Here is a 12,012-nt window from a genome sequence, read left to right on the forward strand (position 1 = left end):
CAGACCTCTATTCGTGATTACAGGTTTCTTATAGTCTGGGGAACAGGTCGAAATCAAGACCCTCCCTGGAATTTCCCGGGCAGGCAGAAGGAGGAGATCGGATGGTCGAGGGCACTCGCGGGGTCTACGCCATCTCCGTCGCGGCCGAGAAGGTCTCGATGGCGATCCAGAACCTCCGCGTCTACGAGCGCCACGGGCTGGTCCGGCCGAGCCGCACCGAGGGCGGCACCCGGATCTACAGCGAGGACGACATCGAGACACTCCACCGGATCCGCGAGCTGCTCGGAGAGGGCCTCAACCTCGCCGGCATCCGCAAGGTGATGGCCCTCGAGGCCGAGGTGAGGAGCCTGCGGCGACGCCTGGCGGGCGGTCGCTGACCGGACTCGCTCAGGCGGCGCCGAAGACCTCGGCGGTGCCGTCGGCCGCGACGACCAGGCCGACCCGTCCGGCTCGCGTCCGCAGCCAGGGCAGGGCGCGGTCTCCCATCGCGAAGGCCGAGGTCGCGTCGAGGTCGGCCCACGTGAGGTCCGGTGCGACCACGGTGACCGAGGCGACGCCGGACGGCACCTGACCGGTCCGCGCGTCGACGATGTGGGCGCCCCGGTGGGCGAAGCCGGAGGTGGCGACGGCGCCGTCGCGGACGGGGATCCGGGCGATCAGCCGGCTCGGGTCCCGCGGGTCCTCGATCCCGACCTGCCACGGCTCGGCGTCCGGGTCGACGACGCGGCAGACCATGTCGCCGCCGGCGGACAGGCAGTAGTCGGTCCCCTCGAGCGCGGCCAGGCACGCCGCGGCCCGCTGCACGGCCCACCCCTTCACCACGCCGTCGGTGTCCAGCACGTGCGTGCCGTCGGCGGCCACCCGTCGTACGTCGAAGGCGCCGTCGGACTCCAGCCGCGCCGCCTCCGCGAGGCCGAGCACCTCCGCGACCTCGGGGGGACAGTCGCCGAGCTCGATCTCCTCACGGCCCAGCCGGGAGATGTAGGAGTCCTCGCGCCAGGTGCTGAAGACGCGGTCGGCCTCGCGCAGGCTGGCCAGCGCGTCCTGCCAGGCGGCCTCGCCGGCCTCGTCGTCGGCGTGCCGGCCCCGCAGCACGAGGCTGACCGGCATCCCCATCACGTGCTCGACGCGCCTCATGCCGACACCTGGTCCAGGGCGCTCTGCAGCGACTGCACGTAGCCGGTGCTGGTGACCGTGGCCCCGCTGACCATGTCGATCTTGGAGCTCTGCTGGTTCATCGTCTCCTGGACCAGGATCGGCAGCGCGTAGGAGTTGATCTGGCTGTCGGTCCCGTTGCCGCTGGGGTACTGCAGGACCTCGACCTTGGTGATCGAGCTGCCCTGCAGGGTCAGCCGGACCTGGACCGGGCCCCACTGGGTCTGGGCGACGGCGCCCGTGACGGTGCTGGTCTTCGCGGCCTGGGTCGACGTGCCGGAGCCGGTCGACTTCGAGTTGGTGGAGGCGGCGCTGTGGCTCGACGTGCTGCTCGACACGATCGCGGTCGGGGACTTGGTGGCCAGCACCGAGGACGTCGACGTGTGGTAGCCGAACAGCAGCACCAGGACGGACAGGGTGCTCAGGCACCACAGGACGATTCTCTTCATCGGGTCACCACGCAAAGGTCTCGAGATGGATGTGGTCAGGGGTCACGCCGGCCGAGGTGAGGTCCTCGACGACGAGGTCGGCCCAGGGGGTCGGCCCGCAGACGTAGACGTCGCGCTCGGCGATGTCGGGCACCCACCGGTGCAGGTGGTCGAGGTCGGAGCCGTGGCCCACCTCGCCGAGCCAGGAGTCGCGGCCGCGGCGGTGGCCGGGCAGCGGCACGACGCGGAGGCCGCGCTCGTGGGTCAGGACGTCGAGCTCCCGGGCGAAGAGCCGGTCGTCGCCGTAGCGCTGGAGGAGCACCGCGTCGCCGGGTGCGTAGTCGAGCCCCTCGGCCAGCGCGCGGAGCGGGGTGACCCCGACGCCGGCGCCGATCAGCGCGACCTTGCCGCGGCTGCGGGACCGGGCGCTCAGCCGTCCGTAGGGGCCCTCGACCAGGACCCGGGTCCCGGGGTGCAGGCGGAGCGCCTCGGCGCTGCCGTCGCCCACGGCCTGGATGGTGATGCGGAGGCTGCGGCCGTCCGGGGCCGCGGAGAGCGAGTAGGGGTTGGCCCGACTCCAGCCGGACCGGCCCAGGAAGCGCCAGGTGAAGAACTGTCCCGCCTCGGCGCGCAGGAGGTCGAGCCGGCGGCCGGTCAGGTAGACCGAGACGATCCCGTGCCCCTCGGGGACAACGGAGGTGACCCGGAGCTGGTGGCGCAGGTTGACCGCGAGCGGCACCCCGACCCGCCAGATCAGCACGGCCCCGGCGACGGCACCCCACGCGGCCCACCAGAAGACGGTGCGCGCGGTGGAGGAGGTCAGCTCGTGACCGGTCCACAGCTGGTGCGGGAGGGCGAGGCCGACGCCGAGGTAGGCGTAGAGGTGGAGCAGGTGCCAGGACTCGTAGCGGAGCCGGCGCCGGGCGGCACGGAGGCTCGTGACCACGACCATGACGAGGCAGGCGGTGCCCGCGACCGCGAGCAGCATGCCGGGGTAGTTGACCGTCAGGTTCCACAGCGTGCCGGGCGTGCCGGGCAGCTGCCCGCCGGCGTACCCCCACGTGATCGTGACGACGTGGGCAAGCATCAGGTTGAAGGACGTGAAGCCGACGATGCGGTGGAGGTGAGCGAGGCGGTCCTGCCCGAAGGCGGACTCCAGCCGCGGGACCCGCGCCATCAGCGCGACCTGCGCCAGGAGGAGCACCGAGGCGACCAGGCCGGTCAGGCGACCGACCGAGGTCAGGCCGGAGGCCCAGGCGCCGAGGTCCTGGATGCCGCCCCCCGCCGCCCACCAGTAGGTGACGAGGAGGAGACCCAGCCACAGCAGGGCACCCGAGGCCTGCCGGACGACCGCGTCGGCACGCGCCCGACGCCCCAGCGGCGCCGGGGCGTCGAGCCGCCGGGACGCGCGTGGAGGGGTCACCGTGGTCACCCGTCTTCCTGTCCCTGCAGGTCGTCGGGGCCCTGGGGGGCACCCGGCGGCGGGAGCTGGCCGCGGTCGCCGCCGGGCACCGAGCCGTCGAAGCCGCGGTGGTCGGAGGAGAGGTCCCGGTGACCGTCGTGGCCGCCACCGGTCGCCCGGCCGACGGCGAACCCGCCGCCGGCGCTGACGACCAGGAGCAGGGCGGCCGCACCGACCAGGCCGGCGCGGTTCCGCGACACCGACGTCCGCCACCCGGTCCGGGGGCGGGGCGGCTGCCCGGCGGGGGGCACGGCCGCGGCCTCGGCCGGCGGGTCGACGGGCTGGGCCTGCGTCTCTGCATCGGGCTCCCAGCGGCTGCCGCTGGCGGGGGTGCTGGCGGGGATGCTGGCGTCGTCAGGGGTGGGCTTCTCGTCGCTCACGATGTCTCCTCAGGTCTATCCGTCTGAGGACCAGAGTCACCGCGCGGGCTGGCCCACCCGTGGGAGGAACCTGTGGGTCACCTGTGAAGCGGGTCGGCCTACCTCTCGAGGTCCGCGACCGTGAGCGTGCCCGCGATCACGCGCGAGGCGACCTCGCTCAGCGGCACCCGGTGCCGACGGCTGAACGAGCGCAGGTGGGTGAAGGCCTCCTCCACGTCGATCTTGAAGCGTTCGGCCAGCACCCCCTTGGCCTGCTCGACCAGGACCCGGCTGTTCAGGGCGTACTGGAGCTGCTCGGCCAGCAGGTCCTTCTCGTGGACCGCCCGCGCCTGCAGGAGGGCGATGGTCGAGACGTCGGCGAGCGCCTGGCCCAGGGCGAGGTCCTCGGTGTTGAGCTCCGTCTCCCCCACGGAGAAGAAGTTCATGGCGCCGATCACCTCGTTGCGGAGCCGCAACGGCAGGGCGTGGGTGGTCCGGTAGCCGAGGGCCGTGCTCGCCGCGGTGAACATCGGCCAGCGGCGCTGGGACTCCTCGAAGGTGATGTTGACGATCGGATCGCCCGACCGGAAGCAGTCCAGGCAGGGCCCCTCGGAGTTCTGCAGCACGAAGATCTCGATCAGGCCCACCTCGTGGGTGGTGGAGGCGATCGACTGCAGCCCGCCGCGCTGGTCACTGAGGATGATCCCGGCCGCGTCGATCTCGAGCAGCTCGACGCACCGCTCCGTCAGCAGGTGCAGGATGTCGAGCGCATCGAAGTCGTCGACCAGGGTGTCGGCCAGCTCGACGAAGACACGCGAGAGCCGTCCCTCCCTGCTCATGTCCCCTCCTGGGGGACCCAGCGTCGTACTCATCTCTCAGCCTCACCGTCATTGTCAGGATAGAAGTGCAGCGTGCGGTTCACCACGTCCCGGGCCACGTCGCGTGCAGACCGGCTGTGGACGAAGGCATGGGCACGCAGCAGCAGGAGTGCCTCGGCGAGGCCCACGGCCGCCTGGACCGAGATCATCCCCGTGGCCTGGTGGATCTGCGGGGCACTGGCGAGCGGGTCGAGCAGCCGGCCGTCGAGACCCGCGGCGAGGCCGCCCTCCTCCTGCAGGTGGAGCAGGACGGTCACCGCCACCTCGGCATAGGTGAGGCCGGTGGCGAGCTGCTCTCGTTCAAGCCGCCCCGGGGTGGTCCGGCACACGTCGAGGACCCCCAGCCGGATGTCGCCCACCTGGAGCGGGAACACGAAGATCGCCCGGACGCCGGCCTCGAGCAGGGCGGGCGCGAGCCCGGGCCAGCGGGCGGGGGCGACCCGGGCGACGTCCGACAGGAGCACGACCCGGCGTTCGCGCCAGGCGTCCAGGCTGGGCCCCTCCCCCGCCGTCACCTGCAGCTCCTCGACCACCCGTGCCGTGCCGGCAGTGGCGGCCAGCACCTGGCGGTGCCCCCCGTCGCTCAACAGCGTCAGGCCGACGCCGTCGGCCGACAGGTCTTCCGCGGCCCGGCGGCACAGGGTCTCGGGCAGGGAGTCGACGCCGTCCCCGTGGTGGAGCAGCGACAGGAGGATCTCTCCGGGGGTGGGCATCAGGTCAGACGTCCGACCCGGCTGCTGCCGGGCAGGTCGAGGGCGGCACCGTGACGAGCAGACATCTCTCTCTCCCACGGTGTCGACATCGGACCGCTGCCCGAACGCTACACCGGTCGGTCCTCCCCCGGGGGGCGCCCGGCGACGGCGCCCCCCTTCAGGTGGGCGCACCCGTCGCAGCCGGGGCGGCCAGGGCCTCACCGAGGGTGCTGAAGATCGAGATGCCCTGGTCCATGTGGGTGATCGCGAGGAGCTTGCGCACGTGGGCGGTCGCGCCGGAGACGCGCACGGAGCCACCGGCGCGGGCCGAGGCATCGTGACTCGCCCCGAGCAGACCCAGGCCACTGGCGTCCATGAAGGCGACGCGGCGCAGGTCGAAGACGACACGCGGGCCGCTCGCGGCGAGGATGCGGCGACGGAGCGGCAGCGAGGCCATGTCCAGGTCGCCCTCGACCTCGACCACGGACCACGCGGCGCTCTCGTACAGCCGGATGGAGAGCCCGTCCCCGACCAGGACCAGACTGTTCATGGGCATCACTCCCGCTCTGCACGACGGTGGCGGGGGCCGGGCCCTTCGAACCTCCACTCTGCGCCACACACACGGGGGCGTCCATGGCCTGGCCGTGCTGGCCCAGTCGGCACCGCCGAGCGTCAGCCGTCGAAGGAGGCCCACACCGACTTGGCGCCGTCCACGTAGTCCGTGACCCCCCAGTCCCGGCTCAACGCACCCACGAGCGCGATCCCGCGCCCGTTGGTGTCCGTGTCCGCGGCCGCCCCGAGGGAGGGTCCGTCCGGAGACCCGTCGCGCACCTCCAGCACCACCAGGCCGCCGCGCGCCCACAGGAGGATGCCGAAGGACGTGCCGGCATGGAGCAGCGCGTTGGTGGCGAGCTCACTGACCACCAGCCTCACGTCGTCCACCAGGTGGGGCAGGTCGTGGTCCACCAGGTGGTCGGAGACGAAGCGACGGGCGCCGGCCACGCTCTGCGGCTGCGGGTGCAGCTCGAGGTCGTACGACCATCGTGCGGCAGGCATCAGCCCTCAGAACACCACACAGGCGTCGCGGCCTACGTCGGTGCGAGGTCCGGGCATGAGTGGCCGCGTCCTTCGACTGTACGTCGGCATTCTCAAGGTGGGGCGAACATGACTGGAAAATCACAGAACCGCAGGTCAGCCTGCTGGCTGCCTGCGGTCCTGGTCTGCGCGCCTGTAGGGATTCGAACCCCAAACCTTCTGATCCGTAGCCTCGGCGGCCCTGTGCAGGGGCGTGCAGAGCCGTGTACCCAGAGCTGCCGAGTGCGCGTTCGGCAATTGCCGGGTGCAGTCGAGTGCGGCGGTGTTGCAGACGGTGTTGCAGTCGGTGTGCCGCCAAGTTGACGGCCGCCACCGCCAACCTAGAACCTGTGATGAGCTGCACTGACGGGCGCGCGATCAGCGGCATGAGAGTGCGCTTGGGTCAGACGACGATGAGCCGTTCACCGAGGTGGATCTGGTAACTCTCGTAGTGCTCGTTGGAGTCGAAGACCTCAAGGAGCGACCCGTCATGCCAGCGGAGCGTCAACGTCCCGGGCTCTGCGACGCGGGCATCGACAACTTCGACACCGAGTCGATCTGCCAGCGCCTGAGCAGCATCGCGTGGACGTTCGAACACGCTCCTGTCGCCACCACCAGGCGTTATGGCGAATGCGGACTCGATGCTCAGCCTGATCCCGTTCGGGCTGTCCAGTCGCAACTGCACCTGGTGTTCGGTCAGGTCAATCGACTCCAACCGGCACCCCGCCAGCCCGCTCACGTCGGTATCAACGTCCAATCCGAACACGCTCGCAGTGTGTCAGCCGACGATGCCCGCCGTCCGCTCATCGGCATGAGAGCCCTTTCCCTGTCCGCGGCAGAAGCGGACGTTTGCCGCGAGTCAGGCGCCAGCACTTCGACTTCGCCACGTCAGTCAATGCACTGACTCCACGCGCCTGCTCGCCACGCCCCATCGGTACGCCACACATCGACCTGTACCAGGCGTCGCCCTTTACGATTGAGCAAGTCCATGACGCGCACGACTTCTTGGTCCCCCGGCCCACCGTCGGCTTCTTGGCCACGCGCTTGGGTCCGCAACGACGCGACGCGACCCCAATCCTCATTCGCCAGCATCGCTTCCTTCAAGCCAGACCAGGTGCTTGCACTCGCTACTGGTTCGTAGTGGCTGGTGCAGTCGCCGCCCTCATCCGCACCCGAACAAGCGCCGAGCAACGTGCAAGCAACTAGAACCACGGACAATCGCAGCGGCACCGACACAGGCATGGGACGCACTCTGCCTGTTGGTGGTTCCGCACGCCCGCGCATCGGCAGGACCGCGCTGATCGCGGCAGGAGCGTCCGTGTATCGGAGGCGGCTCTAGGGCATCTCGGCCCCATACTGACGGTGTGAACGACGAGGAGACGGATTACGACGGCTTCGACAGCGTGCTGTCGTTCCTGGGATTGCTCATTGCGGGCATCGTCGTCTTTGTCGCCTTTCTGTACGGGTTCTTCTGGCTGATGTTTGACTCGGGCAATTAGGGGTCACGCCTGACGGGCCACAGCGCCCCGGCGGCCTGACCGAGGATGCGCCGCACCGTCATCGGCAGGTCCGCGCACAACGCGGCAGATGAGCACGTTTCGTCAGTAGCGGGGAGAGGTCCTAGGCTTCACGCCGTGTTGAATCGAGCGAGCGTATGGAACCTTCTCCTGAGTCTGTTGGCCTTCCTGGCCTTCATGGTCATTCTCTTGACGGCGCTGGGTGGTTTCGGCGTTGGCACGGTCGAACTGCTCATATGGCTGGCCGTGGTTGTCGTCGGTGTGCTCCTGATCATCCGGCGGTACCGCACCGCGAGCCACGAACGCGTATAAGGCTTGGACGGCGGCAGATGACGACGTCGTTCGCGGTTGGAGTTAACCAGTGCTATCGCTGTCGGACCGTTCGGCCATCTGATCCAGACGTTTCGCTCGGTACGAGCGGCTCAGTGCGGCCACGATCTGGAAGCCCCAAATGCCGAGAGCCAGGTATCGGCTTCTCCCCTCGTCTCCCCACAGGCTGACCCCTAGGCCAACAACGCCAATGGCTGCCACGATCAGCCATGCCAGCCAGCCGTCGTACTTGGAGGTCGAGGTCGTCATGTCCGGATGCTAGGACGATTGGCAATCCCGCGACGAATCACCTGCGCAAACAATGCGGCAGATCCGGTAAACCCGGACGGCGGCACGAGAGAGCGATCAGCGTCCGACCCTCAGCGGGGTTGCCGTGGCGCTGAGGGATGAGGGCTGCTCCGGCCGAGTTCGTAGCACCCCTGCCAGGCCGATGACTAACGGGTCCTTCATGCGTCAGGTCGGAGGGAGTTGGCAATCGCCTGAAGCTCATCTCCAGAGGTACTCGGCGCACCCTCGACCTCGATCATTGTGTCGCTCAAGACCACGAATAATTGCGGGCCGATGTCCCTCGACCCTGGCACGTACCGTGCTGCATGGCCCGCAACTTCAACTATGGTGCCGACCCCGTTGTTCGCGTTCATCTGCTTGAAGGCGGCTTCTGCGTCCACATCGCGCCAGCCGTCCTCGAAGTGGATGGCGAGCCCCTTCCACTCAACCAGGGGCGCACCGCTCGCGCACTTCCAGACCTGCGAGATGGTCCCCTTGTTGTAAGCCTTGGTGTTCGGCAGAAAGATTCGTGCGTCCTGCTGGGCTGCTTCCATCGAACTTGCGACCCCACCGAGACATGGCTGCCCAGGTGCCAGGCTCGGAGTCACAAACATCTGCGGGTGTGTACCCAGCGAGGGCTTCTGAGCCGTGGAGTCGCTACACGCTGTTAGCGCCAGCAAGCATGCGGTCAGCGGCAACAGGCGGCGGACACGGTTGGCCATGGGGATCTCCCGAGATCGAGTCAACAAATGTTCTCGGAGACGCCTTCAACAGGCAAGACGCTTAGGCGTGAACAACGCAAACCACCGTTGTCGCGGTCATGGTCAGAACTGACGCAAGAGGTGATCCGTAAGGGTGCCCCGTCAGTATGCACGTTCCGAAGATGTCACGTACTTCTGACCCCGCCTGGCGAAACGCACTCAATTCGGCATAATGGTGCGGATCGCGGCAGCCTAGAGGTCTTCGGAGCCGCTGCTATCCGTCGTGACCTTCGGGACGGGGACCGCGAAGTGGCAGATCTGGACGAGGCCCCGCTGGCAGAATCGGCGCATGATCGAGTCGACCAGCGCGGCTGCAATTGAGACCTCGTACCGCTGCTTTGTACTGCGCGAGGAGTCCCCCTCCGGCTTGCGGGGACCTCAGGTGCCTGGCAACTCGCTGGTGAAATTCGAAGTCACGGACGACCAACACGAAGTGTGGGTGCTCACCGGGTCTCAGTGGGGTCCTTTCGAGATCACGATTGAGCGGCACGACAGCGCGCCGCCGGATGCCAGCCCTGACTGGTTGGACGTGGTCGAGTTGAGCGTGACCTGCAGCGACGCGATTACGGTCTGCGAGATGGTCGATGGGCCGGTCGCGACGCTGGTCGACCGAGCCGGTGACTTCCGTGTCCGCGTATGCGCACAGGGCCGCCGCGAGGGTTTACTCCGCGACGACGACGCCGACTGGGATCTCGACGAGGACAGTCCGGTTCTGGAGCATTACCTGCTACAGGTGTGGGCGGAGGCTGCGTCGGACGGGCTGGTCGTGCGTGAGGACACCGGGCTGCTGTAGGCCGAGACCAAGGCTGATGACGCACGGGCCTCGGAGAGGGACACCATTGTCGAGGCCGGACTGGCAGCCAGTCGCCGCATCCTCGCCGACGTGGAGGGCGGACCTTCCGCGCGCAGGCTGTCGGGTCGGCGCGGCCATCTCATCGCGACTGGGCATGTGTTCTCGACCGCCCGCCGCGTCTACCCGCGCGCCGCGTTGCTTGTGGCATGGCCCCCGTGTCGTGGTGGGTCGGCTGGGGAGATCGCGGTCGGAGCCACCTGGGGACAGGACGGCAGCCGCCCGGACGGCGACGGCGAGTACGGGTTCATCGTTGCGACCTTCGAGGCAGTCAATGAGCCGGTGATGGTTTCCAAGACGTGGAACTGGCTCCGGCCCTACGACGCTAAGCCGCACGAGCGGGGCTCCATGCTGCTCGACCCGCCGAGCGTCGTCCGGATGGCTTTGATAGAGGACACCGACGCCACCGGCAACAAGGCGACCACTATCCACGTCGAGCACCTCGACGTACCCATCGAATGGGTCGAGGACCTCCGCACCCTGTGGCGTTGGGACCTGCACCGTCTCAACCGTTGAGTCGGGAGGAGCCGGGGCGTCTCGGTTCTTTGCACTCCGGTCCCAGAAACGACGGCTGGTCGAACCTTTGGGAACCTCCCATGCGACCCGCATTGAGGTTTCATCACGAGTAGACGTTGCCGCACTCGATCCGGTTTCAGGTCATGTTGCGAGGGTGCCCTCGCACTCCTCAAGTGCGCGCTCATCGGCATGACCGCGCGGATGGCGACAGTTCCGGATGGCCGCGGGCGCACGTGCGCCGGCATGAGTGGGTACTTCGCGAGGAAGAAGTATCCGATCTGCTGTTCGTCCGTCCGGTGCGCGCGTTCCCGCTTACGATTTCGCCATGACCAGAATCTCGGGGGGTCGGGTGGCGCCTCGCATGAGCGCCATCCTGCTGGCCATGGCGGCGTGCCTGACCATGGCGAATCCGGTGACTGCGGCGTCCCGGCACACCATGGTGGCGGACCGCCATCAGGTGGCCCACCGAGTCGTGTGGGACGCCCGGCATCGGGGTGGGTACGAGCTCTGGTCGTCCACGGTCGCCGGTAAGAACAAGGTCAAGTTGGCCTCCAGCGCGAAGGGGTATGTCGCCAATCTCGCGCTGAGCCCCGACGGCAGCCGGCTCGCCTTCGCGCCGGACTTCCACGCCCGCCGGTCTCCGTTGCTACTGACTCGCTCGACCGGTGGGTCCGTGGTGAACCTGCTCGTCAGGCACCGCCGTTTTGAGTCGATCGGGTCGATCGGCTGGTCGCGCAATGGTCGTCGCCTGGTCTTCGAGGGCTCGATCGACGCTCCCAGCACCGGAAGCTTCTATCCCACCTACCTGTGGACCATCCACGCTGACGGCTCGCAGCTGCACCGGCGAGCGCTCCTCGACAGCGGGCAAGGGGCAGGCGTCCAGCTCTACGGCGACCTCTGGTGGAGCGCCGCCGGGATCATCTACTCCGACGGGATCGACATCCGCCTTCTTCGCGAGGGCCGGTCGACGGTGCTGATTCGCCGTGGCCATCAGATGTACATCTCTGGCAACGGCCACTGGCTGGTGTTCCGCCGATTCGGCCGCAACTCCGACTCCCAAGCGATTTGGCGCGCCCACCCTGACGGCTCACACCTGGAACGCTTGATGTCCTGGCCCGAAACGCCGGTGGGGTACGACGCAGGCTGGGTGCCGAACTACGACGGTTCCCGCCTGCTCGGCACTCGAGTCGCGGATCTCGGCCAAGGTCGCACCGAGACGGTCACCTACCGACCACACAGCCCGCATCACCCACATGTGTTTGAGGCCGACGGTGCTGCGTGGACAGTGGACTGGAACTGATCGGACCCAAAAGGACCCGATGAAGCATGGGCGCACGACGTCCTTCCGGTTGCCGCAGTCCGGGGGCGGTTGGGCCGAGTATTAGCGGTGTAATCGGCACAAAGAGGGTCTTGCTTCGCCTGCGTCGCGGGTTGTTCGCCACACGAGTCGTTGGAGATCAGAATCTTCGTGGGCTGGGCGACGACCAGCTCCCGCTCGTGGGCAGAACCGCGCACCACGCGGCATAAGCCGTTTCAGGAGGGTCGGGGGAATCCGTAGTACGACGGGCTGGCCAGGACTGCATCGACCGTTGCTGCGGCGCTGTCGGCGCTCATCGCAACCTGCTGGAGGACCTTGATTGCGAGCCGCCGGTCTCCTGCGTCGATCGCGGCATCCCACTGGCCGAGCAAGCCTGCCGCGACAAGACGCTCGTTGACCGTCATC

At 68.4% G+C, this 12,012-nt stretch carries 18 protein-coding genes; 6 read left to right on the forward strand and 12 right to left on the reverse strand.

The features are described from left to right. Positions 1–101 precede the first annotated feature (101 nt). The gene (locus FB382_RS18660; protein WP_182541160.1) at positions 102–377 is read left to right on the forward strand and encodes a MerR family transcriptional regulator; all 276 of its coding nucleotides are present in this window, start codon (positions 102–104) and stop codon (positions 375–377) included. A gap of 10 nt (positions 378–387) precedes the next feature. On the opposite strand, the gene FB382_RS18665 is transcribed toward FB382_RS18660, so the two are convergent. The 9 genes from FB382_RS18665 to FB382_RS18705 all read right to left on the reverse strand — a co-directional run bounded on the left by FB382_RS18665 (position 388) and on the right by FB382_RS18705 (position 6,814). Continuing rightward, the gene (locus FB382_RS18665; RefSeq protein WP_182541161.1) at positions 388–1,137 is read right to left on the reverse strand and encodes an FAD:protein FMN transferase; all 750 of its coding nucleotides are present in this window, start codon (positions 1,135–1,137) and stop codon (positions 388–390) included. Next, a complete protein-coding gene (locus FB382_RS18670; protein WP_182541162.1) occupies positions 1,134–1,604 on the reverse strand; it encodes an FMN-binding protein in 471 nt (156 codons plus the stop codon). Before FB382_RS18670 ends, FB382_RS18665 begins: the two co-directional genes overlap by 4 nt. A 4-nt stretch (positions 1,605–1,608) precedes the next feature. Then, positions 1,609–3,006, reverse strand: a complete 1,398-nt coding sequence (locus FB382_RS18675; protein ID WP_182541163.1) for a ferric reductase-like transmembrane domain-containing protein — start codon at positions 3,004–3,006, stop codon at positions 1,609–1,611. Positions 3,007–3,011: 5 nt separating this feature from the next. Next, positions 3,012–3,425 carry a hypothetical protein gene (locus tag FB382_RS18680; protein ID WP_182541164.1) on the reverse strand — a complete coding sequence of 138 codons (414 nt, stop codon included), beginning with the start codon at positions 3,423–3,425 and terminating at the stop codon, positions 3,012–3,014. Positions 3,426–3,523: 98 nt separating this feature from the next. Further along, on the reverse strand, positions 3,524–4,243 hold the full coding sequence (locus FB382_RS18685; protein WP_125037729.1) for a GAF and ANTAR domain-containing protein: 720 nt from the start codon (positions 4,241–4,243) through the stop codon (positions 3,524–3,526). Between the two features lie 29 nt (positions 4,244–4,272). Continuing rightward, positions 4,273–4,995, reverse strand: a complete 723-nt coding sequence (locus FB382_RS18690) for a GAF domain-containing protein (RefSeq protein ID WP_182541165.1) — start codon at positions 4,993–4,995, stop codon at positions 4,273–4,275. 157 nt (positions 4,996–5,152) lie between these two features. Continuing rightward, positions 5,153–5,524 carry an STAS domain-containing protein gene (locus tag FB382_RS18695; RefSeq protein WP_182541166.1) on the reverse strand — a complete coding sequence of 124 codons (372 nt, stop codon included), beginning with the start codon at positions 5,522–5,524 and terminating at the stop codon, positions 5,153–5,155. Between the two features lie 122 nt (positions 5,525–5,646). Continuing rightward, on the reverse strand, positions 5,647–6,030 hold the full coding sequence (locus tag FB382_RS18700) for an ATP-binding protein (RefSeq protein WP_182541167.1): 384 nt from the start codon (positions 6,028–6,030) through the stop codon (positions 5,647–5,649). Positions 6,031–6,451: 421 nt separating this feature from the next. Beyond that, positions 6,452–6,814: a DUF6188 family protein gene (locus FB382_RS18705; RefSeq protein WP_182541168.1), complete on the reverse strand. Its 363-nt coding sequence runs from the start codon at positions 6,812–6,814 to the stop codon at positions 6,452–6,454. Positions 6,815–7,412: 598 nt separating this feature from the next. On the opposite strand from FB382_RS18705, the gene FB382_RS22645 reads away from it, so the two are divergent. Together FB382_RS22645 and FB382_RS18710 are read left to right on the forward strand one after the other, a co-directional pair. Continuing rightward, positions 7,413–7,547 (forward strand): hypothetical protein, encoded by a 135-nt coding sequence (locus FB382_RS22645; protein ID WP_281379872.1) that lies wholly within the window; start codon positions 7,413–7,415, stop codon positions 7,545–7,547. A gap of 135 nt (positions 7,548–7,682) precedes the next feature. Beyond that, positions 7,683–7,877: a hypothetical protein gene (locus FB382_RS18710; protein ID WP_182541169.1), complete on the forward strand. Its 195-nt coding sequence runs from the start codon at positions 7,683–7,685 to the stop codon at positions 7,875–7,877. Positions 7,878–7,919: 42 nt separating this feature from the next. On the opposite strand, the gene FB382_RS18715 is transcribed toward FB382_RS18710, so the two are convergent. Next, positions 7,920–8,144: a hypothetical protein gene (locus FB382_RS18715; RefSeq protein ID WP_182541170.1), complete on the reverse strand. Its 225-nt coding sequence runs from the start codon at positions 8,142–8,144 to the stop codon at positions 7,920–7,922. Positions 8,145–8,341: 197 nt separating this feature from the next. Continuing rightward, on the reverse strand, positions 8,342–8,716 hold the full coding sequence (locus tag FB382_RS18720) for a hypothetical protein (RefSeq protein WP_182541171.1): 375 nt from the start codon (positions 8,714–8,716) through the stop codon (positions 8,342–8,344). Between the two features lie 496 nt (positions 8,717–9,212). Here FB382_RS18720 and FB382_RS18725 point away from each other — a divergent pair, with 496 nt between their 5' ends. The 3 genes from FB382_RS18725 to FB382_RS18735 all read left to right on the forward strand — a co-directional run bounded on the left by FB382_RS18725 (position 9,213) and on the right by FB382_RS18735 (position 11,589). Next, positions 9,213–9,716, forward strand: a complete 504-nt coding sequence (locus tag FB382_RS18725) for a hypothetical protein (RefSeq protein WP_182541172.1) — start codon at positions 9,213–9,215, stop codon at positions 9,714–9,716. Positions 9,717–9,872: 156 nt separating this feature from the next. Beyond that, entirely contained in the window at positions 9,873–10,289 is a 417-nt protein-coding gene (locus tag FB382_RS18730; protein ID WP_182541173.1) for a hypothetical protein, read from the forward strand. Positions 10,290–10,650: 361 nt separating this feature from the next. Beyond that, positions 10,651–11,589, forward strand: coding sequence for a TolB family protein (locus tag FB382_RS18735; protein ID WP_182541174.1), 939 nt, complete (start codon positions 10,651–10,653; stop codon positions 11,587–11,589). Between the two features lie 233 nt (positions 11,590–11,822). On the opposite strand, the gene FB382_RS18740 is transcribed toward FB382_RS18735, so the two are convergent. Then, positions 11,823–12,011: a hypothetical protein gene (locus FB382_RS18740; protein ID WP_182541175.1), complete on the reverse strand. Its 189-nt coding sequence runs from the start codon at positions 12,009–12,011 to the stop codon at positions 11,823–11,825. Position 12,012 lies beyond the last annotated feature (1 nt).

This window comes from Nocardioides ginsengisegetis, from assembly GCF_014138045.1.
Lineage (GTDB): Bacteria > Actinomycetota > Actinomycetes > Propionibacteriales > Nocardioidaceae > Nocardioides > Nocardioides ginsengisegetis.